This window comes from Amycolatopsis sp. NPDC004625 (genome assembly GCF_040609695.1).
Lineage (GTDB): Bacteria > Actinomycetota > Actinomycetes > Mycobacteriales > Pseudonocardiaceae > Amycolatopsis.
On sequence record NZ_JBEXKX010000007.1, the window covers coordinates 167,532 to 190,725 of the forward strand.

26 protein-coding genes and 1 pseudogene are annotated in these 23,194 nt (G+C 73.9%); 16 read left to right on the plus strand and 11 right to left on the minus strand.

Annotated elements, in window-relative coordinates; translation table 11 throughout:
- The first annotated feature begins 69 nt into the window (after positions 1–69).
- Positions 70–1,197, plus strand: coding sequence for a S1 family peptidase (locus tag ABZW17_RS10555; protein ID WP_354811826.1), 1,128 nt, complete (start codon positions 70–72; stop codon positions 1,195–1,197).
- 99 nt (positions 1,198–1,296) lie between these two features.
- Entirely contained in the window at positions 1,297–1,848 is a 552-nt protein-coding gene (locus tag ABZW17_RS10560; protein ID WP_354811828.1) for a dihydrofolate reductase family protein, read from the plus strand.
- A 3-nt stretch (positions 1,849–1,851) separates the two neighbouring features.
- On the opposite strand, the gene ABZW17_RS10565 is transcribed toward ABZW17_RS10560, so the two are convergent.
- Positions 1,852–3,126, minus strand: a complete 1,275-nt coding sequence (locus tag ABZW17_RS10565) for a vanadium-dependent haloperoxidase (RefSeq protein WP_354811830.1) — start codon at positions 3,124–3,126, stop codon at positions 1,852–1,854.
- Positions 3,127–3,238: 112 nt separating this feature from the next.
- Here ABZW17_RS10565 and ABZW17_RS10570 point away from each other — a divergent pair, with 112 nt between their 5' ends.
- The 5 genes from ABZW17_RS10570 to ABZW17_RS10590 are packed head-to-tail and all read left to right on the plus strand — an operon-like array spanning position 3,239 to position 6,240.
- Entirely contained in the window at positions 3,239–3,820 is a 582-nt protein-coding gene (locus ABZW17_RS10570) for a sigma-70 family RNA polymerase sigma factor (protein ID WP_354811832.1), read from the plus strand.
- On the plus strand, positions 3,817–4,503 hold the full coding sequence (locus ABZW17_RS10575; RefSeq protein WP_354811834.1) for a Rieske (2Fe-2S) protein: 687 nt from the start codon (positions 3,817–3,819) through the stop codon (positions 4,501–4,503). Before ABZW17_RS10570 ends, ABZW17_RS10575 begins: the two co-directional genes overlap by 4 nt.
- Before the next feature lie 20 nt (positions 4,504–4,523).
- Positions 4,524–4,940 (plus strand): cupredoxin domain-containing protein, encoded by a 417-nt coding sequence (locus ABZW17_RS10580; RefSeq protein WP_354811836.1) that lies wholly within the window; start codon positions 4,524–4,526, stop codon positions 4,938–4,940.
- Entirely contained in the window at positions 4,937–5,872 is a 936-nt protein-coding gene (locus ABZW17_RS10585) for a metallophosphoesterase (protein ID WP_354811838.1), read from the plus strand. Before ABZW17_RS10580 ends, ABZW17_RS10585 begins: the two co-directional genes overlap by 4 nt.
- Positions 5,869–6,240, plus strand: coding sequence for a hypothetical protein (locus tag ABZW17_RS10590; RefSeq protein WP_354811840.1), 372 nt, complete (start codon positions 5,869–5,871; stop codon positions 6,238–6,240). The genes ABZW17_RS10585 and ABZW17_RS10590 overlap by 4 nt, the downstream gene beginning before the upstream one ends.
- Before the next feature lie 6 nt (positions 6,241–6,246).
- On the opposite strand, the gene ABZW17_RS10595 is transcribed toward ABZW17_RS10590, so the two are convergent.
- Positions 6,247–7,029 (minus strand): crotonase/enoyl-CoA hydratase family protein, encoded by a 783-nt coding sequence (locus ABZW17_RS10595; RefSeq protein WP_354811842.1) that lies wholly within the window; start codon positions 7,027–7,029, stop codon positions 6,247–6,249.
- A gap of 113 nt (positions 7,030–7,142) precedes the next feature.
- On the opposite strand from ABZW17_RS10595, the gene ABZW17_RS10600 reads away from it, so the two are divergent.
- The 6 genes and pseudogenes from ABZW17_RS10600 to ABZW17_RS10625 all read left to right on the plus strand — a co-directional run.
- Positions 7,143–7,505 carry a GntR family transcriptional regulator gene (locus ABZW17_RS10600; RefSeq protein WP_354811844.1) on the plus strand — a complete coding sequence of 121 codons (363 nt, stop codon included), beginning with the start codon at positions 7,143–7,145 and terminating at the stop codon, positions 7,503–7,505.
- Complete coding sequence (locus tag ABZW17_RS10605) at positions 7,502–8,383, plus strand: ABC transporter ATP-binding protein (protein ID WP_354811846.1); 882 nt, start codon at positions 7,502–7,504, stop codon at positions 8,381–8,383. The genes ABZW17_RS10600 and ABZW17_RS10605 overlap by 4 nt, the downstream gene beginning before the upstream one ends.
- Positions 8,380–9,075 (plus strand): hypothetical protein, encoded by a 696-nt coding sequence (locus tag ABZW17_RS10610; protein ID WP_354811848.1) that lies wholly within the window; start codon positions 8,380–8,382, stop codon positions 9,073–9,075. The genes ABZW17_RS10605 and ABZW17_RS10610 overlap by 4 nt, the downstream gene beginning before the upstream one ends.
- A 114-nt stretch (positions 9,076–9,189) precedes the next feature.
- Positions 9,190–11,097 carry a potassium transporter Kup gene (locus ABZW17_RS10615; RefSeq protein WP_354811850.1) on the plus strand — a complete coding sequence of 636 codons (1,908 nt, stop codon included), beginning with the start codon at positions 9,190–9,192 and terminating at the stop codon, positions 11,095–11,097.
- Between the two features lie 40 nt (positions 11,098–11,137).
- Positions 11,138–11,479 (plus strand): Sec-independent protein translocase TatB, encoded by a 342-nt coding sequence (locus ABZW17_RS10620; RefSeq protein WP_354811852.1) that lies wholly within the window; start codon positions 11,138–11,140, stop codon positions 11,477–11,479.
- 118 nt (positions 11,480–11,597) lie between these two features.
- Positions 11,598–12,929: pseudogene (locus ABZW17_RS10625) on the plus strand (putative peptidoglycan glycosyltransferase FtsW); the annotation flags it as partial.
- Between the two features lie 201 nt (positions 12,930–13,130).
- Here ABZW17_RS10625 and ABZW17_RS10630 read toward each other — a convergent pair.
- On the minus strand, positions 13,131–13,304 hold the full coding sequence (locus tag ABZW17_RS10630) for a hypothetical protein (RefSeq protein WP_354812053.1): 174 nt from the start codon (positions 13,302–13,304) through the stop codon (positions 13,131–13,133).
- Between the two features lie 314 nt (positions 13,305–13,618).
- Positions 13,619–14,161 (minus strand): CGNR zinc finger domain-containing protein, encoded by a 543-nt coding sequence (locus tag ABZW17_RS10635; RefSeq protein WP_354811854.1) that lies wholly within the window; start codon positions 14,159–14,161, stop codon positions 13,619–13,621.
- 146 nt (positions 14,162–14,307) lie between these two features.
- On the opposite strand from ABZW17_RS10635, the gene ABZW17_RS10640 reads away from it, so the two are divergent.
- The 3 genes from ABZW17_RS10640 (at position 14,308) to ABZW17_RS10650 (ending at position 16,805) form a co-directional block, all read left to right on the plus strand.
- The gene (locus tag ABZW17_RS10640; protein ID WP_354811856.1) at positions 14,308–14,982 is read left to right on the plus strand and encodes an AzlC family ABC transporter permease; all 675 of its coding nucleotides are present in this window, start codon (positions 14,308–14,310) and stop codon (positions 14,980–14,982) included.
- On the plus strand, positions 14,979–15,299 hold the full coding sequence (locus ABZW17_RS10645; RefSeq protein ID WP_354811858.1) for an AzlD domain-containing protein: 321 nt from the start codon (positions 14,979–14,981) through the stop codon (positions 15,297–15,299). The genes ABZW17_RS10640 and ABZW17_RS10645 overlap by 4 nt, the downstream gene beginning before the upstream one ends.
- 582 nt (positions 15,300–15,881) lie before the next feature.
- Entirely contained in the window at positions 15,882–16,805 is a 924-nt protein-coding gene (locus ABZW17_RS10650; protein ID WP_354811860.1) for a LysR family transcriptional regulator, read from the plus strand.
- Positions 16,806–16,947: 142 nt separating this feature from the next.
- Here the strand turns inward: ABZW17_RS10650 and ABZW17_RS10655 are convergent, their stop codons facing one another.
- Genes ABZW17_RS10655 through ABZW17_RS10685 form a run of 7 tightly spaced genes read right to left on the minus strand, consistent with a single transcriptional unit; the run spans position 16,948 to position 23,193 of the window.
- Positions 16,948–17,436 carry a flavin reductase family protein gene (locus ABZW17_RS10655; RefSeq protein WP_354811862.1) on the minus strand — a complete coding sequence of 163 codons (489 nt, stop codon included), beginning with the start codon at positions 17,434–17,436 and terminating at the stop codon, positions 16,948–16,950.
- 26 nt (positions 17,437–17,462) lie between these two features.
- Positions 17,463–18,974: an AMP-binding protein gene (locus ABZW17_RS10660; RefSeq protein WP_354811864.1), complete on the minus strand. Its 1,512-nt coding sequence runs from the start codon at positions 18,972–18,974 to the stop codon at positions 17,463–17,465.
- A 5-nt stretch (positions 18,975–18,979) separates the two neighbouring features.
- Positions 18,980–19,909, minus strand: a complete 930-nt coding sequence (locus tag ABZW17_RS10665; protein WP_354811866.1) for a hypothetical protein — start codon at positions 19,907–19,909, stop codon at positions 18,980–18,982.
- Between the two features lie 24 nt (positions 19,910–19,933).
- Positions 19,934–20,710, minus strand: coding sequence for a 4'-phosphopantetheinyl transferase superfamily protein (locus ABZW17_RS10670; protein WP_354811868.1), 777 nt, complete (start codon positions 20,708–20,710; stop codon positions 19,934–19,936).
- Entirely contained in the window at positions 20,707–21,801 is a 1,095-nt protein-coding gene (locus tag ABZW17_RS10675; protein ID WP_354811870.1) for an acyl-CoA dehydrogenase family protein, read from the minus strand. Before ABZW17_RS10675 ends, ABZW17_RS10670 begins: the two co-directional genes overlap by 4 nt.
- On the minus strand, positions 21,794–22,945 hold the full coding sequence (locus ABZW17_RS10680) for an acyl-CoA dehydrogenase family protein (protein WP_354811872.1): 1,152 nt from the start codon (positions 22,943–22,945) through the stop codon (positions 21,794–21,796). The genes ABZW17_RS10675 and ABZW17_RS10680 overlap by 8 nt, the downstream gene beginning before the upstream one ends.
- A complete protein-coding gene (locus ABZW17_RS10685; RefSeq protein ID WP_354811874.1) occupies positions 22,942–23,193 on the minus strand; it encodes a phosphopantetheine-binding protein in 252 nt (83 codons plus the stop codon). The genes ABZW17_RS10680 and ABZW17_RS10685 overlap by 4 nt, the downstream gene beginning before the upstream one ends.
- Position 23,194: the final 1 nt, after the last annotated feature.

The window sequence follows — 23,194 nt, forward strand, 5'->3', positions numbered from 1 at the left end:
CCGGCGGGGTTCGGGACCGCACACTCGGCGGACGGTGTGTTTCTTTCCCCCGGCCTTGGAGGAGTTCCCATGCGTCGAAGAATCGCCCTCGCCCTCGGCGGCGCCGCCGTCCTCACGGCTTCCCTCGCCTCCGCCGCCCTCAGCCCCGCCGCCGCGCAGGCGTCACCGGGGTTGATCGCCGCCATGCAGCGGGACTTCGGGCTGACCGCCGCCCAGGCGTCGACCCGGCTGACCCAGGAAATGAGCGCCTCCAGGGTGCTGCCGGACGCGCAACGCGCCGCCGGCGGGGCCTTCGGTGGTGCCTGGTTCGACCCCGCGCTCGGCAAGCTCGTCGTCGGCGTCACCGACCCCGCCGCGGCCGCCGCCGTCCGGCAGGCCGGTGCCGAACCCACCGCCGCCCGGATCAGCGCCGCGAAGCTCGACGCCGTGAAGGCCGCGATCGACACCTCCGCCAAGGCCGCCCCGGCGCCGGCGGCCGTCAGCGGCTGGCGCGCCGACCCGCGGGCCGGCAGCGTCGTGGTCACCCTGCGGCCGGGTGCGCACGGCGCCGACGTCGACGCCTTCCTCGCGAAAGCCCGCCAGGCCGGCCCGGTCACGGTGGCGACCGCGCCGGCCGCCGAGCCGTTCTCGGCCGGCACCGTCGGCGGCGATCCGTACTACATCAACGGGAACGTCCGCTGTTCGATCGGCTTCTCCGTGCAGGGCGGGTTCGTCAGCGCCGGGCACTGCGGCGGCGCCGGCAGCTCGGTCGCCGGCTGGGACGGCTCGTGGATGGGCACCTTCGCCGGCTCTTCCTTCCCCGGCAACGACTATTCGTTCATCCGCATCGGCGGCGGCTGGTGGACCGCGCCGGTCGTGCTCGGCTGGGGCACGGTGAGCGACGCGCTCGTGCGCGGGTCCTGGGTCGCGCCGGTCGGCACCTCGGTGTGCCGCTCGGGCTCGACCACGCACTGGCACTGCGGTGTCGTCGAAGGCCAGAACGAGACGGTCAACTACTCGCAGGGTGCGGTCTACCAGATGACCCGCACGAACGTCTGCGCGGAACCCGGCGACTCCGGCGGCTCGTTCATCACCGGTGACCAGGCCCAGGGCGTCACCTCCGGCGGGTGGGGCAACTGCGGCTCCGGCGGGGAGACCTGGTTCCAGCCGGTGAACGAGATCCTGCAGACCTACGGCCTCTCGCTCGTCACGGCGTGAGCTCCGCCGGCGGCGGTGCGATGAATCCGGCGCCCGCCGCCGGTAGGTACCGGTGTTCCCCGCGCCACCGCGGCGCGGGCGGAGACACCGGGAGCGGACATGAGCGTGATCGTGGTCGAATTCATCACCCTGGACGGCGTCGTGGACGACCCCGACGGGTCCGGCGGCACGGCCGGCGGCGGCTGGGCGTTCCGGCACGGGCCGGAGTCGGTCGGCGGGGACAAGTTCCGGCTCGGGTCCCTGCTGGAGACCGGGACGCTGCTTCTCGGCCGGACCACCTGGGAGCTGTTCGCGAAGCTGTGGCCCGGCCGGACGGGCGAATTCGCCGACCGGCTCAACGCGGCGGCGAAACTGGTCGCCTCGCGGACCCTCACCGACGTCGGCGCCTGGCAGAACTCGTCGTTGCTGCACGGCGATCTCGCCGAGGCCGTGGCGCGGGAGGAGCGGGACGTCATCGTCATCGGCTCGATCGGGATCGCGCAGGCGCTCGCCCGCCGCGACCTGGTCGACGAGTACCGCCTGCTCGTCTTCCCCAGCGTGGCGGGCGAAGGACGGCGGCTGTTCGACGGCGTGGCCGCCGACCTGCGGCTCGTGTCGAGCACGCAGGTCGGGGCCGCGGTGCTGAGCACCTACCGGACGCGCCCGGCGTGAGCGTCACGACCGGAGGACGAACGCCGCCACGTCGTGGCCGAGCTGCCGGCCGGCGTCGTGGTCGAGCCGGGTGTGGACGCCGGCCACGATCCGGCTGAGGCCGGCCTCGTCCGCGGCGGCCTGGAACGTCGGGAACCGGCGGAGCACGCCCGGCAGCGCCTCGGAACCGACCTCCAGGGGCCACCGCGGCCCGTACTCCTGGCGCAGGACCAGCGCTCCCGCCTGGGAGATGACGCTGTGCGCGCCGGGGTACGCCGGGTCGGCCGGGGTGGTGGCGAGCCTCGACCAGTCCGGGACGGCGCCGGTGGCCGGGTTCCCGTCGTCGGCGGCGAGCCGGATCGCGGTCACCGGCCGCCAGATCCGGTAGTGGTACTTGGCGTCGTAGAAGGCGATCACGGCGTCGGCGAAGGCCAGGTTGAGCCGCGCGAACACCCGCGCCGCGACGAGCAGGCCGCTGCGCGAACCGCCGACGACGGACTGCGCGATCTCGTTCCAGTAGTTCCAGATCGGCGCGGCCCAGAACCGTGCCTGCGTGGTCTCGTCGGCGGTGCGGGTGGTGCTGGTGTCGCGCCCGGCCGCGGCCACCTCGGCAAGGGCACGCGCGTAGCGCTCGCCGCTCAGCGCCGGGTACGGCCCGGGTCGGTACTGCCCGGCCCGGTCGAGCACGAACGGCGTCACGGCGGCCCAGTGGGTGAACGCGGCCGCGGCGAACGCGGGGGGCGTCGGCCGGTACTGCCCGGGCGTGGTGCCCGGCGGCAGGGCCGGCGGGGTCGCGGCCGAGCCGTCGTTCGCGCGCAGGCCCAGCAGCAGCCGGGCGACCAGCCGCCCGGCCCGGACACCGGCGTCCCGCGCGGCCGGGGGCCGCACCCCGGCGAGCTGTCCGGCCAGCAGGCTCGCGAGGCCGTCGGCCCGGGCGGGGTAGAGGGCGGCGAGCACGTCGTGGGCGGCCTGCGCCGCGGCCGCTTCCGGCGCCGCCCGGTCCGGGACGGCGACGGTGAACAGGTAGGGCCGCCCGGTGCCGGTCGTCGCGACGACGGCGTCGTGGATCGCCGCGTGCAGCAGGGCGAAGCTGCGGGTGGCGTGCACGGTCGCCGGCTGCAGCCCGGCGGTGCGCACGATGGCCAGCAGCTCCCGGTTCCAGGCGAGCACGACGTCCGCGCCGCCCGGCCGCCCGGGAGGCGCGGCCGCGGCGGGCCCGGGCAGGCCGGTGGTGGCGAGCACGGCGGCGGCCGCCCCGCCGGTGACGAGCAAGCTCCGGCGCGACATCGATGTGGTCATTTCGCTTCCCCTGGGTCGTCGGAGGGTTCGCCTGCCGATACGGTCCCGGGTTACGTGTAACCCGGGACCGTATCCCTCAATGGCGGGAAGAGTCGTGGGGAGAAGGCGGGCGGTGCCGGTGGCACAGCGGTTCCGGCGCAGGCGCGCCGAACAGGACGAAGCGGGCGCGGCGCCGCGCCCGCGGCTGCACGCGGTCGGGGCGGACGTCTACCCGGACTGGGAGGCGGTCTACCGCGACAACGTCGACCGCGTGTACCGGCTGATGTTCTCGAAGGTCGGCAACCGGCCGGACGCCGAAGACCTGACCACCGAGGTCTTCCTGACCGCGTTGCGGCCGCTGCGCGTCTCGGCGAGCGTGGGCGAGGTGCGCGCGTACCTGCTGGCCACCGCGCGGACCGTGCTGGCCGGGCACTGGCGGCGCACGCTCGGCCGGGAGATCACCGCGCTGGACGAGGAGCGCGACGTCGCCGCGTTCGAAGCCGGTACGCCCGACCCGGGCACACTGGCCCGCGCCGAAGCGATCCTCGCGCTGCTGCCGGAGCGGTACGGGCGGATCCTGCGGTTGCGCTTCTTGCAGGCTTGTTCGCTGAAGGAAGCGGCGGAGCAGCTGGGCACCACCGTCGGCAACGCGAAGGTGCTGCAGCACCGGGCGCTGCGCCAGGCGGCCCAGCTGGCGGAAGGGATGGAGACGTGAGCACTCGAGGCGTCCGCCGGTTCGTCAAGGACCTCCTGCGGCGGCGACGGCCGCGCCCGTTCGAGGCCGGTCCGGGCGACGAGGCCGAACTGCGGACCGCGGTGCTCCTGCGCGCGGCCCGGCCCGGCGGCGGCGCGGCGAGCGAGGAGTTCGTCGCCGGGCTGCACCGGCGGCTCGCCCAGGAGCTCGGGGAACCGGCGCCCGCGCGGGGCGGCAACCGCCGCCGGTTCATCCAGGTGTCCTCGGCCGCCGCGGTGGCGGCCGCCGCGGGCGCGGGCGTCGAACACCTGGTGACGTCGGGGGCCGAACCCGCCGCGGCGCCACCACCCCCGGAGGAAACGACGCTGCGGCCGGAAAACGGCCGGTGGCGGGCCGTGGTCGCGGCGCACGACCTGCCCGAGGGCGGCGTGCTGCCGTTCGACTTCGGGGCGGTGGCCGGGTTCGTGCACCGCTCCGGCGGGCAGCTGCGGGCGGTTTCGGCGACCTGCACGCACCTCGGGTGCCGGCTGAACCTCGACGCGCCGGCCCGGCGGCTGAACTGCCCGTGCCACCGGACGTCGTTCGCCGTCGACGGTGGGGTGCTCATGCACCAGCTGCCGGTGACGCCGCCGCCGCTGCCGCACCTGGTGGTGCGCGAAGCCGGGGGAGTGGTCGAGGTGCTGGTGCCGCCCGAAGGGGCGTAACCCCCGCGCGTATCCCTGGTATGAGGATTTCCGTTGGGGCGAAACACTTCCTGCTCGTGACCGCGGCGGCGCTGGCGCTCACGGCCTGCGCCGCGTCACCGCCGGCCGCGGCGCCACCGCCGCCGATGCCCGGCATGAGCAGCATGGCGCCGCCGTCGCCGTCCGCGGCCGAAAACGCCACCACGAACACCGTCGCCATCAAGGACTTCGCGTTCGCGCCCGCGTCGACGACGGTCAAGAAGGGCACCACCGTCACCTGGACCAATGCCGACCAGGACGCGCACACCGTGACCAGCACCGGATCCGGCGGTCCCCTGCGGTCGCCGACCCTCCAAACCGGACAGTCCTATCAGTACACCTTCACCACCCCGGGGACCTTCGAGTACCTGTGCACCATCCACCCGTTCATGACCGCCACCGTGACGGTGACGCCGTGACCGAAGCGCACGACCCCGAAGGCATGACCCGGCGCCAGCTGCTGCGGCACACCGCGTGGTTCGGTGCCGCGGTCGTGCTGACCGTCACCGGCGGCGAGGTGATCAGCCGGATCGCCGCGCCCGGCGAGGCCGCCGCCGTCGACGACCCGAACGCGCTGCGGTTCGTCCAGATCAGCGACAGCCACCTCGGGTTCACCGGCCCGGCCAACACGGCCGTCGAGCAGTCGTTCTCCCGCGCGCTGACGCAGATCAACGGCCTCGGCCACCGGCCCGACTTCGTCATGCACACCGGCGACCTGACCCACCTGTCCACCCCGGCCCAGTTCGACCAGGTCAAGCAGATGCTGGGCACGCTGGACACCGGGCACGTCTCCACCGTGCCCGGCGAGCACGACTCGGTCGACGACGCCGGCCAGAAGTACCGGCAGGCGTTCGGGGCCGGCACCGCGGGCGACGGCTGGTACAGCTTCGACGTCAAGGGCGTCCACTTCATCGCCCTGGTGAACACGCTCAGCCTGGAGAAGCTCGGTCACCTGGGGCCGGACCAGCTGGAGTTCGTCCGCAAGGACGTCGCGAAGCTCGGCTCGGACACGCCCGTGGTGGTGTTCAGCCACATCCCGCTGTTCGCGATGTACCCGGCCTGGGGGTGGGGCACCGACGACGCGGCCCAGGTGCTGTCGTACCTGCGGCGGTTCTCGTCGGTGACCTGCCTCAACGGGCACGTGCACCAGCTGTTCACGAAGACCGAAGGCAATATCACCTTCCACAGCGCGACGACGACGGCGTACCCCCTGCCGCAGCCGGGCACGCGGCCGGCGCCGACCCCGGTGACGCTGCCCGCCGGCAAGCTCGCCGACGCACTGGGCATCCGCGAGGTGGCCTACCGGCCGGGGCAGCCGGGCCTGGCCGTGAAGGACGTGAAGCTGGCATGAACCTCGTCCTCCGGATCGCGACGGCGGTCTGCCTCGCGCTCAGCGGTTTCCTCCACGCGCAGCTGTACGTCGGCGGCTACCGGGTGATCCCGGTGATCGGCCCGGCGTTCCTGCTGCAGGCGGCCGGGTCGATGGCGGTGGCGCTCCTGCTGCTGGCGGGCGGCCCCCTCCTGCTGCGGCTCGCGGCGGCGGCCCTGGCCGCGGGCGCGCTGGCGGGGTTCGCGCTGTCGCGGACGACCGGGTTGTTCGGGTTCTCCGAGCGCGGTTTCCAGCCCGCGCCCCAGGCGTTGCTCAGCGTCCTGGCCGAGGCCGCGGTGCTGGTGCTGGTCGGATTCGTGCTCCACCGGGCCAGGGCGGCGCGGCGCTGACCGTCGTCAAGCGGGGTCTTCGAACTTCCCGTGCCGGCCGGCGCCGGCGGCGAACCGGGCCGCGCCGGAGACGCCTTCGCGCTCGACGATCGGCACCCCGGCCGCGCCTTCGGCGCGCAACGCCTCGGCCAGCGGGAGGTCGAGCCCCGCGTACGTCGAGGCCCGGTCGGCGAGGACGCATTCGAAGGGGAACGCGGCGATCTGCGCGGCGAGCTCCAGCGCGGCGGGCACGGCCTGGCCGGGTTCGACCACGCGGTTGGCCAAGCCGATCTGCAGGGCCTCCCCGGCGTCGACCGGCCGGCCGGTGAGGATCAGGTCGAGGGCGCGGCCCAGGCCGATCACCCGGGGCAGGCGGACCGTGCCGCCGTCGATGAGCGGCACGCCCCACCGGCGGCAGAACACCCCGAACACCGCGTCCCGCTCGACCACCCGCAGGTCGGCGAGCAGCGCCAGTTCCAGCCCGCCCGCGACGGCGTACCCGCTGACGGCCGCGATCAGCGGCTTGCTCAGGGCCAGCCGGGTCGGTCCCATCGGGCCGGCCCCGCTGCCGTCGCGGGTCAGTTCGTTGCGGCGGTCCGGGTCGCCGGTCGCGGTCAGGTCCGCCCCGGCGCAGAAGGTGCCCCCGGCCCCGGCGAGCACGGCCACGCGCTGGCCGGGGTCGGCTTCGAAGGCCAGGAAGGCGTCCCGGAGCTCGGCGGCCATCCGCCCGTCGACGGCGTTGCGCCGGTCCGGGCGGTTCAGCCAGACCACCGTGGTGGGGCCGTCCGTTTCGACACGTACGTCGTCCATGGGTCCTCCGCGGCTCGTCCTGGGAGGGCAACGTATCGCGCCTTGACAGGACCGCGCCGAGCCTCCATGGTTAGTTGCATGAGTAATGAACCGACGAACCGTGGTGCGTCGGCGTGAAGGACGACGGGCGGCCGCTGTTCCTGCAGATCGCCGAGCAGATCGAGAACTCGGTCGTCGACGGGAGCCTGGTCGCGGACACGCAGGTGCCCTCCACCAACGAGCTCGCGGCCTTCCACCGGATCAACCCGGCGACCGCGGCGAAGGGCATCAACCAGCTCGTCGCCGACGGGATCCTCTACAAGAGACGAGGCATCGGCATGTTCGTCGCCACGGACGCCCGCGCGCAGCTGCTGGAGCGGCGGCGCCGGGACTTCACGCGGCAGTTCGTCGCCCCGCTGATGGCGGAGGCGGCCAAGCTCGGCATGGACGCCGAGGAGATCAAGAAGCTGATCGACGTCTGGGAGCCGCAGGGATGAACGTGGTGCGCACCACCGGGCTGACCAAGCGCTACGGCCCGCTCGCCGCGCTCGACGGGGTGAGCGTGGAGCTCGCGGAGAACACGATCCACGGGCTGCTCGGCCGCAACGGCGCCGGCAAGACCACGCTGATGAAGATCCTCACCGGGCAGGCCCGCGAAACCGGCGGCACGGTCGAGGTCTTCGGGCAGCACCCCTACGAGAACGCGGGGGTGCTTTCGCGGACGTGCTTCATCAAGGAGAGCCAGCACTACCCGGAGAAGTTCCGGGTGAAGCACGCGCTGCGGGCCGCGGAACTGCTCTACCCGAACTGGGACGACGGGTACGCCGCGGCCCTGCTGGCCGACTTCGCCGTCCCGGCGGGGCAGCTGCTCGGCAAGCTCTCGCGCGGCCAGCTGTCCGCGGTCGGGGTCACCATCGGGCTGGCCTCGCGCGCGCCGCTGACCCTGTTCGACGAGCCGTACCTCGGCCTGGACGCCGTCGCGCGCCAGCTGTTCTACGACCGGCTGCTCGCCGACTACGCCGGGCACCCGCGCACGATCGTGCTCTCCACGCACCTGATCGACGAGGTCGCCGACCTGATCGAACACGTCGTGCTGCTCGACCGCGGCCGGGTCCTCATCGACGCCGACGCCGAGACGCTGCGCGGGAACGCGGTCGCCGTCACCGGGCCCGCCGACGCCGTCGAGCGCTTCGCCGCCGGGTACGACGAGCTGCACCGCGAACGCCTCGGCGGCTCGCTGCGCGTCACCCTCACCGGCGCCCCGGACCGGCTCGCACCCGGGCTGGACTTCGAGCCGGTCTCGCTGCAGCAGCTGGTCGTCCGCACCACCCAACGCCGCGGTGGCCCGGTCGCCGCCGGGAAGGGAACCCGATGACACGCGTGCGCGACGTCGCCCGGATCCAGCTGGTCAACTGGCCGGCCCTGCTGGCCTACCCGCTGGCCTTCGTGGCCGCGATGCCCCTGCTGGGCCTGGGCATCGACCTCTCCAACGGCGAGACGGCCACCGGCCCGCACGCGGTCTACCTGCTGCCGGCGCTGTGGGGGATGGCCGCGACCGGGCACCTGCAGACGATGACCCAGGTCTTCCCCTTCGCGCTCGGGCTCGGCGTGACCCGCCGCCGGTTCGCCGCGGCCACGGCGCTGGTCGTCACCGCGCAGGCGCTGCTGCTGGGCCTGGTGCTGGTGGCCTTCGGCGCCCTCGAACGGGCCACCGGCGGCTGGGGCCGGGAGGCCCGGCTGTTCGGGCCCGGCGCGGTGCGCGAGGACGGCCCGGTCACGCAGTGGCTCGCCCACGCCGGGCCGATCGTCGCCGTGTCGGCGGTCTGCGTGCTGGCCGGCGTGGTGTTCCAGCGCTGGCGGCAGACCGGGGTGTACCTCGCGGTCCTCGGCAGCGCGGCGATCCTGGGCGGATTCGGTGCCCTGGTGAAGGCCCGGAACTGGTGGCCGTCGATCGGCGCCTTCCTCGGCGGCCAGCCGTCGCTGACCCTGTTCGCGGCCGGCCCGCTGGCGATCGCGCTGGCCGTCGGCGGCGTGGCGTGGCTGGTGCTGCGGCGGGCGACCGCGTAGGAATTTCGTCAAGAAACGCCTTCCCCGGCCCGGCGCGCCACCCGGCGCCCGGTGTCCGGCCACAGTGGACCGGGAGGGTCCGGCGCACCGGCTGCCGGACGGAGGAGGGGGCACGTGGGCCAGGGAACGACCACGCGTGACGTCGTGCGGCTCGGCCTGGTGATCGGCGCGCTCGGCGTGGTGTTCGGCGACATCGGCACCAGCCCGATCTACACGCTGCAGACGGTGTTCAACCCCGCTGACCCGCACCCGGTGCCGGTCAGCACGCAGAACGTCTTCGGCGTGGTGTCCCTGATCTTCTGGTCGGTGATGATCATCGTGACCGTCACCTACGTGCTGCTGGCCATGCGCGCCGACAACGACGGCGAGGGCGGCATCATGGCGCTGATCACGCTGCTGCGCCGGTGGGGCGCGCAGCGCGGCAAGCGGGCGGCCGTCGTGCTGGCCGGGCTGGGCCTCTTCGGCGCGGCGCTGTTCTTCGGCGACAGCATGATCACCCCGGCGATCTCCGTGCTGTCCGCGGTGGAAGGGCTGAAGGTCGTCTCGGACGGCCTCGAAGACTGGGTCGTGCCGATCACCGCGGTGATCATCGTCGGGCTGTTCCTGGTGCAGCGGCGCGGCACGGCCGCGGTCGGCCGGGTGTTCGGGCCGGTGATGATCGCCTGGTTCGTGACGATCGGCGGCTTCGGCGTCGCGGGGATCGCCGGGCACCCGGACATCCTCAAGGCGCTTTCGCCGACGTACGCCATCGGGTTCATGGCCGGCCACTTCGACATCGCGTTCTTCGCGCTGGCCGCGGTGGTGCTGTCGGTGACCGGTGCCGAAGCGCTCTACGCCGACATGGGCCACTTCGGCCGGCGCGCGATCACCCGCGGCTGGCTGCTGCTGGTGCTGCCCGCGTGCGTGCTCAGCTACCTCGGGCAGGGCGCGCTGATCCTCGAGAACCCGGCGAACGTCGGCAGCCCGTTCTTCCTGCTGGTGCCGTCGTGGGCCCGGCTGCCGCTGGTGGTGCTGGCCACGGCGGCGACGGTGATCGCGTCCCAGGCGGTGATCACCGGCGCGTACTCGGTCGCCGCGCAGGCCGCCCAGCTCGGCTACCTGCCGCGGCTGCGGATCGCGCACACGTCGGAGACCGAGCGGGGCCAGATCTACGTCCCGTGGATCAACTGGCTGCTCATGGTGTCGGTGCTGACGCTGGTGTTCGCCTTCCGCAGTTCCGCCGCGCTGGCGTTCGCCTTCGGCATGGCGGTGACCGGCACGATCACCATCACCACGCTGCTGTTCTTCTACATCGCCCGGTCGCGGTGGGGCACCCCGGCGTGGCTGATCGGCCTCGGCGCGACCGTGCTGCTGGTGGTGGACCTGCTGTTCGTCGCGGCCAACCTGACCAAGCTGGTGCACGGGGCGTGGCTGCCGCTGCTGATCGGCCTGACGGCGTTCACCATCATGACGACGTGGCAGCGCGGCCGCCGGATCGTCACCGCCGAGCGCGAACGCCGGGAAGGGTCGCTGCCGGAGTTCGTCGAGGATCTGCGCGGGACCCCGGTGCCGCGGGTCCCCGGGACGGCCGTGTTCCTGAACCGCGGCGGGCGGACGGCGCCATTGGCCCTGCGCGCCAACGCCGAGCACAACCACGTGCGCCACGAGCACGTCGTGATCCTGTCCCTGGAGACCGAGCCGGTGCCGCGGGTGCCGGCGGAGCGGCGGGTGACGGTCGAGGACCTGGGGCACCCGGACGACGGGATCGTCTTCGTCACGGCCCGCTACGGCTACATGGAAACCCCGGACGTCCCGGGCGTCCTGGAGCGGCTCGACCCGGAGCAGACCGAAGGGCGGCTGAACCTGCCGGAGGCGTCGTACTTCCTGTCGAAGATCGAGCTGCAGCGCGGCCCGGAGCCGACGATGGCGGGCTGGCGCAAGCGGCTGTTCATCGCGACGTCGTACATCACCGCGGACGCGGCGGAGTACTTCGGGCTGCCCCGGGACCGCACGGTCATCATGGGTTCGCACATCGAGGTCTGACTCAGCGGCCGCTCAGGGAAGAGCGGGTAGGGTCGCCGGCGTGTTCGGTCTCAGCCTGGAGCACCTGGGCATCCTGCTCGTGGCGGCGTTGTTCGTCCTCGGCCCCGAGCGGCTGCCCGGCGCGGTGAGCGGCGTGGCCCGTGCGGTGCGGCGGGCCCGCGAGTTCGCCGCCGGTGCGCAGCAGCAGCTGGAGGCGGAGCTGGGCCCGGAGTTCGAGCAGGTGCGCAAGCCGCTGCAGGAGCTGCGGGCGCTGCGGGAGTTCGACCCTCGCCGGCTCCTCGACCCCCGGCAGCTCCTCGACGCCGGGCCGGCGCCGGTGAGCGCGCCCGCCGTCCGGCCGCGTCCGGGCGAGCGGCCGCCGGTCGACTTCGAGGCCACCTGAGGCGGTGTCGTCAGTCCGATGAGGACTGTCGCTTGTGGTCGTTCGCGCGTTCTCAGCGTTCTGCCAGCCGGTGGCGGCTAACTTCGGCCTGGTGCGGACTTTCGACGCGGTGCGCGGCCGGCCGGCTTCCTTTCACCTCGTCCTCGCGCTGACCGGGATGCTGACCGGGGTCGGCGTGGTGATGGTGCTGAGCGCGTCGTCGGTCTCCGCCTACGATCCGCGCACCGGCGGCGGCCAGTACGGCCTGTTCGCCAAGCACCTGACCTCCCTCGCCGCGGGCGCGGTCGTCTTCTGGCTCGTGCAGCGGGCGCCCCTCCGGCGGATCCGGGCGCTGAGCGGGGTGGCGATGGCCGTGTCGCTGGGCCTGCTGGTGCTCGTGCTGACCCCGCTCGGTTCGGCCGGGGGCGGGGCGCAGCGCTGGTTCGTCGTCGGCGGGCAGTCGGTGCAGCCGATCGAGTTCGCGAAGCTTTCGCTCGCGCTGTGGGGCGCGCACGTCCTGGTGGCCAAGGCCCGCCTGCTGCACCGCTGGCGGCACCTGGTGGTGCCGGTCGTCCCGGCGGCCCTGCTGATGTTCGCGCTGGTGATGGCCCAGCCCAACCTCAGCGGCACGATCACCCTCGGCCTCGTCACGCTCGCGCTGCTGTGGTTCGCGGGCATCCCCGGCCGGCTGTTCGCGGCCCTGCTGCTCGGCGCGGCCGGCGGCTTCACACTGCTGGCCCTGACCGCGAGCTACCGCCTGGCGCGCGTGCTGTCGTTCTTTTCCCCGGCCGGTTCCTACCAGACGAACCAGGCGCAGTACGCGCTCGCCGACGGCGGCGTGTTCGGCCGGGGCCTCGGCCGCGGCAGCGCGAACTGGGGGTACCTGCCCGGCGTGGAGAACGACTTCATCTTCGCACTGATCGGCGAGGAACTCGGCTTCGTCGGCTGCGTCCTGGTGATCGCGCTCTACGCGGGCGTGGCGGTGGTGGGGACGCGGATCGCCCGCCGCAGCGCCGATCCCTGGGCCCGGCTGGTGGCCGGGACGCTCACCGTGCTGGTGGTCGGGCAGGCGGCGATCAACATCGGGTACGTCGTCGGCCTGCTGCCGGTCACCGGGGTGACGTTGCCGCTCGTGTCCTACGGCGGTTCGTCGCTGCTGGTCACGATGGCGATGTTCGGCCTGCTGGCCAACTTCGCCCGCAACGAGCCCGACGCGGTCAGCGCCGGACCCGGTCCGGCTCGCGCAGCCACGCCAGGAAGCGGACGATCTCGTGAACCGCGTTCCGGTCGTTGACCGGGACGAACCGGCCCGCCGGCAGCATCGCGGCGTAGGCGCGGGCGGCCGTGGCTTCGGTGCCGTCGTGGAGGACGAGCACCGGACAGCGCGGCAGCACCGCGGGGAACTCGGCCGCCCGCGAAAGCCCGGCCACGACGACGGCGTGCACCGGCAGTGCCGCGGCGAGGGTCAGCGCGCGGACCGCACCGGCGCCGCTGCCGAGCAGGACGACCGGGACCGGGGCGCCACGCAGCGCGCCGGCGACTTCGGCGGCTTCGGCGAGCTCGGCGACTTCGGCGGCGGAGGCCACGGCGACGACCCGGTACCCTTCGAAGGCCAGTCGCGCGGAAAGCCCCGGGTGCTCGTGGCCGCCGGGGAGCAGCAGCACTGTGCCGGTCATGCCAGGGCCACCGGTGCCGAGCTTTCGAACCGGTAACCGACACCGCGGACGGTGGTGATCGGGACGGGGATCCGGGCGCGGGCGGCGACGACGGCGGCATCGGCGGCCCGGCCGGGTAGGTCGATCCGGATGTTCACCTGAAGCGCCTCGGCGTGCGGCTGGGTCGGCATGGCCGCGATTCTGGGCGGTGAGGGGCAGCGGTGGACAGTGCTCCCGCCGACCGGAACGACTTGACGCGCCGGCCGGGCACGGCATGGTGGCGACCGGAGCCCGCATCCGTTGCTGCGCTGCCACCTGGCGGCCGGGAGTGGCAGGGTCGGCGTTCGCTCCGGCGGGCGGAAGTGGCGGGGTCGGCGTTCGCTCCGGAGGCCGGAAATGGGCGGCGTCAGCGTTCGCCGCGGTGTCACCACCCGGCGGCCAGGAACCGCGGACTCGCCCTTCCCCGCGGCGTCCCCATCCGGCGGGCCGATGCACCCCGGCCGGACTACGCGGTAGTTCCGGCGGCCTGGCGGGCGCGGTAGGCGCGCATCTTGTGCCGGGCGCCGCAGACCGATGTCTCGCACCAGCGGCTCACCACGTTGGGGGACCGGTCGTAGAACGCCCACCTGCAGTCCTCCGCCGCGCAGGTCTTCAACCGGTGCAGGGAGCCGTCGAGGCTGGTTGTGATCACCGCTGCGAGCACCCGGGTGATCGCCTTGTCCAGGGCGGTGGCGTCGTCGCCGGTGAACTCGACCGTCGCTCCGGCCGCGAGCAGGGGCCGGGTGCCGGTGCGGGCCAGTTCGCCGTTGAGCGCGTTCACTCCGCCCGGGGTGCCGCCCAGCAGGTGCCGCAGCGCCTCGCGGAACCGGCGCATCCGCGCCAGATCCGCCGGTGTCGGCCGGGCCGGGCACGGCAGGCCCTCGGCCGCCGCCCACGTCACCAGGCCCGCCGGGGTGGTCAGGTCGTCCCGGTCCTCCAGCAGCTCGCTGGTGTTGACCAGGCTCTGGACCACCGCGAGGGGGGCAGGTGCGGCCGGACGCGGAGTCATGCCCCCAAGGTTACCAGTATCGCCGTCTGCTGGTTACCGAAAGCGGGAAAACGTGGTTTGGAAAAGAGAATCACGGGTACAGCCCCGAGACCGGGTTACCAACACATGCCTCTGTTGGTAACGTCGAGCTCAAGGAGGTGGACATCGTGACCGAAACCACCGCTGAGCCGGTCCGGACACTGCGTCCGGTGCTGCCGGTAGCCGCCGCCGACCTGGCGGACGGCATGGCGTTCGGTGCGCTCGCGGCCTCGGTCGGGATGGGCGTGCTGGCCCCGGTGGCCATGTCGCTGCTCGTGTTCTCCGGCAGCGCGCAGTACGGCGCCGTCGCCGTCATCGCGCAACACGGCTCGGTCTGGGCCGTGGTCGGCGCGGCGGCCGCGCTCAACGCGCGCTACCTGCTGATGGGCACCACGATCGCCCCCGCGCTGACCGGGTCCGCCTGGTCGCGGGCGGGGACGGCGATGCTGATCACCGACGGCTCGTGGGCGGTCGCCCACCGGGGTGAGGGCCAGTACGATCTCCGGACCCTGCGGCTGGCCGGCGCGTTGTGCCTGTGCGGCTGGACGGCGGGGACCGGGCTGGGCGCCCTCCTCGGCGACGCCATCGGCGACCCGGGCCGCCTCGGGCTGGACGCCGCCTACCCGGTGTTCTTCCTCGGCCTGCTGCGTTCGCACCTCAAGGACGCGCGCGCGTGGGGCCTCGCGGTCCTCGGTGTCGTCACCGCGGCCGCGCTGGTCTTCTGGGCGCCCCCGGGTGTCCCGGTGCTCGTGGCCGGGGCCGCCGGCGGCGTGACGGGGGCGGTTCTGGGGGTGCGGCGATGACGTACCAGTGGATCATCGTGCTGGCCCTCGGCGTCACCGCGCTCACGCTGCGGGTCGTGGTGCCGCTGGCCGCGGGCGGCCGGGAACTGCCGACCTGGCTGCGCACCGCGCTCACCTGTGCGACCCCGGCGCTCATCGCCGGGCTGGTGGTCACGCTGCTCTGGCCGTCCTCGGGCGCGGTGTCGCCGATGCGGACGGTGACCGCGCTGGCGGGCGTCGGCGTCGGGGTTCTCCTGCTGGCGGGAAAGCGGTCGATCCTGACCGCGATGGTCGGCGCCGCCGTCGTGACCGCCCTGCTGCGCCTGGTGTTCGGCTGAATCCGCCGCGCCGGGCCGGAAACGGATCGGAAAACGCAGAACGGAAACCGGTGCTTCGGGAATGGGCACCGGCGACGATGGTCTTTTGGAGTGAAGCACCGTGCGGTATCGACCACGGCCGGTGAAAGGGAAAGCGTTTCCTGCCCGCCCGATGGTCGTAGTTTGTCCGTTCCGAATGAGTGGTAATTCGCAAGAAGTCACCCTTGCGGGTGATGGCCGGCCGGGGTTGACCACCGCAGCTCCGGCCGGGAGTACCGACGGAACACCAGAGTTCATCCGCAGCCGGGAACGAGCTGCGGGTGCCGATCGGGAGAAGGACGTCGTGAACAGTGCCGTGCCGGCCGCGAACAGCCGGCCGCTGGGGGAATGGGTTCCGGGTATCGAGTTGTGCCACGACCGCGGAAAAGCGGTCACCACGGCCGCCCGGAGAGCCCGCCGGTGGACCGCCGTGGCCCCTTCCCGCCGGATCCACGCCGCACGTGCGGAAGCCGTTCCGCGAAAATCCGTCCCGCTCAGTGAAAGGAACACCCGCGCGGGGGCCGGCCCCCGCGCCGCGCGCCCGGCCCGGCGGTGATCGGAGCCGTGGACACCGCCTCCCTCACCACTTTCCTCAGCGTGGCCGAGCAGTCGAGTTTCACCAAGGCCGCGAACGACCTCCGCGTCGCCCAGCCGACGGTCACCGCCCGGATCAAGAAACTGGAACGCGACCTCGCCTGCGACCTGTTCAACCGCACCGGCGCGCTCATCCGGCTGACCACCGCCGGCCAGCGGTTTCGCCGCTACGCCCACAAGATCGTGAAGCTGAGCCGGCTGGCGGAGGAGACCGTGCTCGCGGGCACCACGCCCGGCGACGCGCTGACCGTCGGCGCCGACAGCGGCCTCACCTCCTACCGGCTGGTGCCGATCGTCGAGTACCTGTACCGCCGGCATCCCGAGCTCGCGCTGGAAATCCTTCCCCTGGAGGAGGATCCGTGGAGCCGGATCGGCGATTCCGACGTCGACTGCGCGTTCTTCATCGACGTCTGCGGGTCCTCGCCGAAGGCCGATTCGACGCTGCTGTGCCCGGAGCCGCTCGTCGTGGTGGCCGGCCAGGACGGGCCGCTGGGCCCGGAGCCGGTGCCGACGCTGCGGCTGGCGAGGCAGCCGTTGCTCTGCGCGCACCGCGGCAGCGGTTACCAGCGCCTGTTCGAGCGGACCCTCGAGGGTGCGGGTGACACCCGCGTCCGCGCGCTGTCCTTCGGATCGATCGACGCGGTGAAGCGCGCGCTGACCGCGGGCCTGGGCATCTCCCTGCTGCCCCGGCTCAGCGTCGCGACCGAGCTGGCCGAGGGCCGCCTGGTCGAGGTGCCGTGGACGGCACCGTTCCAGGTCTTCACCCAGATGGCCTGGCACCGCGAGATCCGCACGGACCCGCGGTTTTCGGTCCTGCTCGACGCAGCGGCGCGGGCGACCGCGGAACAGGTGGCGGACGCGGGCACGCGCCCGGCTCGCCGCTCTGCCCTCTGACAGGCAGTACGAAAGCGCCCGGCCCGCCGACCCCGGCGGGCCGGGCGTTTGATGGGGCACGCGCCCGGCTCGCCCTCTGAAGGCATCAAAGGCGCCCGGCCCGCCTCCCGAGGGAGGGCGGGCCGGGCGCCTTGATGCTTCCTCAGGCCCCGAGCGGGTACTGCTCCCGTCCATACAGGACAGTCGGCGTCGCGTTCGTGTCCCGTAGCCAGACCACCTGCCCGACCACGACCGTGTGGTCCAGCAGGGTTGCCGTGTCGCCGACCTCGCAGACCAGCGCCACGCCCGCCGCGGACAGCACCGGGATGCGGCGCTCCGGGCGCCACGGCACCCCGGCGAAGCGCTCGGCCGGGCTGCCGACCGCGAACTTGCGGGTCAGCGCCCGCTGCGCCCACGACAGCGTGTTCACCGCGAAGCGGCCCGTTTCCAGGATCGCCGCGAGCGTCCGGCTTCGGCTGCCCAGCGATACGAGCACGCTCGGCGTGTCGGCCGACAGCGACATCACGGCGTTGGCCGTGCACCCGACGGGGGAGTCGCCGGCGACGGTCGTGAGCACCGTGACGCCGGTCGGCAGCTTCGCGATCGCCTGGCGGAAGCCGTCCTGAGGCACCAGCACCGATGTGGTTTCCATGGTGTTCCCTTCCGGGGCGGCGGCGGTCATCCGCGCTGCCCGATCGCGTCCGCGGTGAGCGCCGAACGGTCGATCTTGCCGTTGACGTTGAGGGGCAGTTCGTCCAGCACGCCGATCCGCCGGGGCACCATGTACCCGGGCAGCCGGGCCGTGACGGCCGCCAGCAGCCGGTCGGGGTCGGGGCCGCCGCCCGTGCACACCGCTTCCAGTTCGGTGGTGCCGCCGCTGCCGGGCAGGGCGAGCACGATCGCGTCGCGCACCCCGTCCTGCTCCCGCAGCACGGCTTCGATTTCGCCCAGCTCGACGCGGTAGCCCTGGACCTTCACCTGCTGGTCCGATCGTCCCAAGTGGACCAGAGCGCCGTCCTGCCAGCACACCCGGTCCCCGGTGCGGTACCACGCGGAGTCGTCGAGCTCGTCGCCCGGGCCGTGCGGCCGCGCGCGTTCGTCGCCCGGGCCGAAGTGGTAGAACCGGCCTTCGTTCGCGGCCGGGTCGAGGTAGCCGGGGAACCGCTGGGGCCCGCGCGCGCAGAGCTCGCCCTCGACGGCCGGGCGCCCCTCGTCGTTGAGCACGACGTGGCCGACGCTCGGGTGGGGGTGCCCGATCGGCACGGTCCCGTTGGCGGTGGCCGGCCAGTCCGCCGGGTCGGCGGGCAGCCGGAACTGCGCGCAGCTGATGGTCAGTTCCGTGGGGCCGTACAGGTTCTCCACGATCCCGCCCGGCGCCGCCCGCTGCCACGCCCCGGCCTGCTGCGTCGTCAGCGGTTCCCCGCAGAACAGGCTCCAGCGCAGCGACGGCATGCTGCCGGGCCGCAGGCTGCGCAGCCGCTGGGCGTAGGACACCATCGACGGCACCGCGAACCAGTGCGTGAGCTCCTTCTCCGCGACGAACCGCACCGGCGCCAGCAGGTCCTCGCGGCTCGGGACGACGAGCGTCGCGCCGCCGCTCCAGGCGGTGAACATGTCGAACACCGACAGGTCGAAGGTCAGGTCGAAGGTCTGGGAGACGCGGCTGCCCGGCGCCATGCCGTACCGCGGCACGACGTGGGCGAGGTAGGCCCCGACGTTGCGGTGCCGGATCGGGACGCCCTTGGGCCGGCCGGTCGAACCCGAGGTGAACAGGATGTAGGCCAGGTCGCCGGGCTCGGACGCGGGCGGCGTGCGCGGGACGCCGGCGGGTTCGGTCATCACCAGCTCCGGCACGCCGAGGCCGGCGGGCTCTTCGGTGAGCACCAGGTCGAGCCCGGCCGCCTCGGCGATCATCCGGTTGCGCTCGCCGGGGAACGCCGGGTTCAGCGGCACGACGGTGCTGCCCAGCCGCTGCCCGGCAAGGTAGCCGGCGTAGGTGAGCACGCTGCGCTCGGCCAGCACGCCGATGCGGGCGGGGACGGCGCCCAGCGCGGCGGCGGCGTCGGCCGCCACGTGCCCGGCGAGGTCGTCCAGTTCGGTGTAGGTGAGGGTGCGGGTCCCGACTTCGAGCGCGGGCGCGCCGGCGTGCTTGGCCGCCGACTCCGCGAACCACTGGTACAGGGTTTCCATCGTTCTCAGGCCTCCTTTTCCGGGCCGGTTTTGCCGTTGGTGCGCAGCAGGTCTTCGAAGGTCCGCCGCAGCAGCCCGCTGCGGGGTTTGCCGCGGGCGGCGGACGCCGCGGCGAACCGGACGACCTTGGGCAGTTCGGTCCAGCTCACCGCGGCCGCGGCGGCTTCGTCCGCGCCGATCTCGCCGTTCGCGGCGAGCACGTCGAGCCGGTAGGTGTAGTGCCGGCTCGCCGCCCACAGGTCGTCGCCGTAGCGGGCGGCGGCGGTCTCGTCCTCGGCCAGCACCCCGCCGACGCGCTCGAGCACCTCGGGCAGGACGCACGTCCAGGCGCCCGGATCCGGCGCGGGCGGGGCGGCGCCGCGGGCCAGCCAGCGGAACAGGTCCGCGTGCACCGGCTCGACGGCGGCGCCGAGCGCGTGCCGGTCGCGGTTGGCGATCTCCGCCGGCCACGGGCTGTGCGGGGCCAGCGCGAGTTCCAGCGCGGTGTCGTCCAGCCAGCCGAGGAAGGGTTCCTGCGCGCCGAGCGGGGTCAGGGCGCAGAAGTGGTCGGCCACCAGCCACCGGTCGTCGCGCCGGCCGAGCAGCAGCAGCCAGTGCGGCGAGTGCGCGGTCTCGTGGGCCGGTGACCAGGGCAGGTGGAAGGTGTCGGCGACGGCCAGCACCCGGCCGGAGCGGGCGAGTTCGGCGTCGAGCTCGCCGGCGGCGCCCGCCCAGGTCGGGGCGCCGCGGTAGCCGAGCGGTTCCCGCGCGCCGGCGTCGTCGACGCGGGTGTGCTGCGCGAACACGAGGTCCCCGCCGTCGCGCCGCACGGCCAGCCGCACGGCGTGCGCCAGGCGCGTCTTCACGCCCGCGTCGTCGGGTTCGAGGTAGGCCACCAGGTTGGTGGTGTAGCAACTGAGCTCCGGGACAACGTCCGGGGCGTTGATGAGGTGCACGTCGGCCTCCGTGGTCGTGGTGGGTCAGCGGGTGGGGAAGGCGCAGCTCAGCGGCACCGCGGACCGGTGACGCAGGCTCAGCCAGGTGAAGCCGCCCCAGTGCCCGGACACCGCGCCGGGCGGGACGTCGATCGCCCACGGCCGCCCGGCCAGCCCGGTGCCGGCGGCCTTGACGCACGCCTCCTGCACGGTCCACACCCAGGCGAACTCCCGCGCCCGCCACGCCCGCGGCAGCGCGGCGACGACCGGGGCGTGCCGGCCGAGGCACCGGCGGACGGTCGAGTCGGACAGCTGCGCCGGCGGAAGCTGGACGTCGATGCCGACATCCCCGTGCGCGCACACGGCCGCGGCGATCCGGTCGCCGTCGTGGGAGACGGTGATGCCGGGCAGGTCCGGTGCCCCGGCCAGCCGCGGCTTCCCGGCCGGCTCGGCGCGCAGGGGCAGCGCGGCGAGGTCGGGCCGGACGCGCCGGAGCAGCCACCGCAGCAGCTGCCGCCCGGCGAGGAATTCACCGCGCCGCCAGGCCGACTGGGTACGGGCGTCGGCGAGGTCCTCGGCGAGGGTGGGGGATCCGGCGAGGTCGGCTCGGGTGGTGGAAGCGATCCAGACGCCGGGCGCGATTTCGGTGCTGTCGGGTGCGGTGGCCGCGGGGTGGGTGGCCTGGCCGCGGTCGGCCGGAACGGTCCACGGGGTGCGGACCACCGCTGTGCTGCTGGGCGAGGTGGCCGCCACCCCGGTGCGGTCTGGTGCCGTGGTCGCGGTGGGAGTTCCGCGCACCACCGCGGCGCCGTCGGTACTCATGAGCGCAGGTCCGTCAGCAGGGCCTCGGCGCCGTCCGCGACAGCGCCGAGCATCAGCTCCGTCACGCCGCCGCCGATGCCGAACACCGCCGCTTCCGCGCGCAGGAGCTGGAAACCGTCGTCGGCGAAGCCGTCCGCGCCCTGCCAGCGTGCGCAGCGGGTCAGCACGTCGTCGGCCGTCAGGCCGACCGCGGCCTTCAGCACCGCCGCGCTCGTCAGGTCGTGCTCCTCCACCACCCGCTCGCCCAGCGCCTCGTACAGCGCGCGCAGTTCGCGCACCCGCACCAGGCAGCCCGCGAACTCCTGGCGGACGGTGTCGTGGTCCCACAACGCGCGTCCGTCGATCTCCCGGCCGCCCAGCGCGGTCCGGGTCCGGGCCAGCACCCGGCTGGTGAGCGCGGTCGCCCACTGGGCGCCGGCCAGCCGTTCCGTGCCCATGTGCCGGGCGAACAGCGCGAGCCCGCGGCCCGGCCGGCCCAGCACGGCCGACGACGGCAGCCGCACGTCCGAGAACTCGACGTGGCCGGTGCCCGCGCCCGCCAGCAGGGTCGTCGCCGCCGCGGTGACCCGCACGCCCGGCGTGTCCGCCGGGACCAGGACCCAGGTGAACGCCGTGAAGTGGCGGCCGGGCCGGTGCCGGGCCAGCACCAGGAAGTACCCGGCCCGGGTCGCCGTCGTCACCCACCGCTTCGCGCCCGACAGCCGGACGACGTCCCCGTCGAGGTCCACCTCCGTGCCCAGCCCGGTGAGGTCGGAGCCGGGCGCCGCGGCGTCCGTGGCCGCCAGCGCGATCTCGGCTTCGCCGTCGGCGACCCGGTCGAACGCCGGGCCGGGCGCGGTGGCCAGGATCGGCAGCGCGCTCGCCGACTGCACCAGCACGCTCAAGGTGACGCCGTTGTCGCCGCGGGCGTCGACCGCGCGCAGGGTGGCGGCGAGCCGCTCCGGGTCGGCGACCAGGCCGGTGGCGGTGCGCCGCCGGTACTGCTCCCGCAGCACCCCGGCCGCGCCGAGGTGGTGCCACACCTCGCCGCCGCCGGCGTCGGGGTCCATTGTGGACAGCAGGTCGCCGTCCAGGAGGGCTGCGTCAGGCAAAACGCACCTCCTGGTCGAGCAGGGTGAGCCGGCCGTCGGCCAGGTGCAGCCGGTCGTTGCTGTAGTTCAGCACCGCCGAGCGCAGGTCCCGCAGCGACTGCTCCAGCCGCGTCGGGGAGTCGCGCAGGTAGCCGTGGCGCATCCCGACGGCGTCGACCAGCTCGTCGACCGCCCGGTAGCACTCCTCGGCCGCGGTGATCTTCACGGCGTTGATCAGCAGCTGCACCTTCGGCGTGCTGAGGTCCTCCGTGGCCTCGACCACCTCGCGGGCGTGCCCGATCAGCGCGTGCACGGTGTCCAGCCGCTGCCGGGCCCGCGAAAGCCGCGTCAGCAGCAGTTCCGAGCTCAGGTCGGTCCGGCCGCGGCTGCCCCGCAGCGAGCGGATGACGCGGGACAGCGCCCCGGCCGCCGTGCCCAGCCAGCAGGACGCCCAGCCCAGGTGGGCCAGCGGGCCGAACACCGTGGTGACGATCGTGTGGAAGTCGCCGTGCCGGCCGACGACCTGGTGGGCGGGCAGGCGCCCGCGCAGCCGCAGGGCACCGCTGTCGCTGGCGCGCATGCCCAGCGGGTCCCAGCCGCCCGCTTCCTCGATCTCCAGCTGGTCGCGGGCGGCGTAGACGAGCGACACCTGGTTGTCCGCCTCGGCGTCCGGGGCGCGCATCGTGATGAGGAACCCGTCGGCGTACCGGCCGCCGGTGACGATCGGGGCGAAGCGGTCGACGAGCAGCTCGCCGTCGCGCCAGGCCGCGGCGGACTCCGCGGTCAGCAGGTGCCCGCCCTTGCCCGCCTCGGTGGTGACCGAGCCGAGGTAGAGCCGGCCCGCGGCGATCTCGGGCAGCAGTTCCGCGCGCAGCCGGCCTTCGGCGTGCGCGAGCACCGCGGCGACCTGCTGGCAGTGCATGGCGAAGACCATCGCCAGCGACATGTCGACCCGGCCCAGCTCGGCGCTGGTCGCCAGCACGTCGGCCAGCGAGCCGCCGAGGCCGCCGTCCTCGGCCGGCACCAGCAGGCCCAGCAGGCCGGTGGCGCGCAGTTCGTCGAGGGCCTGCACCGGGAACGCGGCGGCGGCGTCGGTCTCGCGGACGTGCTCCTCGGCGACCTTGGTGACGCGCCCGGTGAGCTCGGTGAGCGGGGCGGTGGTCACGACGTCACCCCCTCGCGCTCCAGCTGGGCGTGCACCGCGGTCCACAGGGTGGCGCCGGTGGCGAAGGTGGCGTCGGTGATGTCCTCGTCCGGCAGCGAGATGCCGAACACGTCCTCGATCTCGAACAGCACGTTGATCGACTGCATCGAGTCGAGCCCGCGCTCGCGCAGCGAGTCGTCGGGGCCGAGCTCGCGGCCGTTGAGGAACTTGAGGTACGGGGTGAGCAGTTCGGCCATGCGGGGGTCCATC

What these genes read in the sequence shown, in the direction of transcription:
- ABZW17_RS10555 (WP_354811826.1), top strand. Translation starts at nt 70, where the DNA reads ATGCGTCGAAGAATCGCCCTCGCCCTCGGCGGCGCCGCCGTCCTCACG.
- ABZW17_RS10560 (WP_354811828.1), top strand. Translation starts at nt 1,297, where the DNA reads ATGAGCGTGATCGTGGTCGAATTCATCACCCTGGACGGCGTCGTGGAC.
- ABZW17_RS10565 (WP_354811830.1), bottom strand. Translation starts at nt 3,126, where the DNA reads ATGACCACATCGATGTCGCGCCGGAGCTTGCTCGTCACCGGCGGGGCG.
- ABZW17_RS10580 (WP_354811836.1), top strand. Translation starts at nt 4,524, where the DNA reads ATGAGGATTTCCGTTGGGGCGAAACACTTCCTGCTCGTGACCGCGGCG.
- ABZW17_RS10590 (WP_354811840.1), top strand. Translation starts at nt 5,869, where the DNA reads ATGAACCTCGTCCTCCGGATCGCGACGGCGGTCTGCCTCGCGCTCAGC.
- ABZW17_RS10595 (WP_354811842.1), bottom strand. Translation starts at nt 7,029, where the DNA reads ATGGACGACGTACGTGTCGAAACGGACGGCCCCACCACGGTGGTCTGG.
- ABZW17_RS10605 (WP_354811846.1), top strand. Translation starts at nt 7,502, where the DNA reads ATGAACGTGGTGCGCACCACCGGGCTGACCAAGCGCTACGGCCCGCTC.
- ABZW17_RS10610 (WP_354811848.1), top strand. Translation starts at nt 8,380, where the DNA reads ATGACACGCGTGCGCGACGTCGCCCGGATCCAGCTGGTCAACTGGCCG.
- ABZW17_RS10630 (WP_354812053.1), bottom strand. Translation starts at nt 13,304, where the DNA reads ATGCCGACCCAGCCGCACGCCGAGGCGCTTCAGGTGAACATCCGGATC.
- ABZW17_RS10635 (WP_354811854.1), bottom strand. Translation starts at nt 14,161, where the DNA reads ATGACTCCGCGTCCGGCCGCACCTGCCCCCCTCGCGGTGGTCCAGAGC.
- ABZW17_RS10645 (WP_354811858.1), top strand. Translation starts at nt 14,979, where the DNA reads ATGACGTACCAGTGGATCATCGTGCTGGCCCTCGGCGTCACCGCGCTC.
- ABZW17_RS10655 (WP_354811862.1), bottom strand. Translation starts at nt 17,436, where the DNA reads ATGGAAACCACATCGGTGCTGGTGCCTCAGGACGGCTTCCGCCAGGCG.
- ABZW17_RS10660 (WP_354811864.1), bottom strand. Translation starts at nt 18,974, where the DNA reads ATGGAAACCCTGTACCAGTGGTTCGCGGAGTCGGCGGCCAAGCACGCC.
- ABZW17_RS10670 (WP_354811868.1), bottom strand. Translation starts at nt 20,710, where the DNA reads ATGAGTACCGACGGCGCCGCGGTGGTGCGCGGAACTCCCACCGCGACC.
- ABZW17_RS10685 (WP_354811874.1), bottom strand. Translation starts at nt 23,193, where the DNA reads ATGGACCCCCGCATGGCCGAACTGCTCACCCCGTACCTCAAGTTCCTC.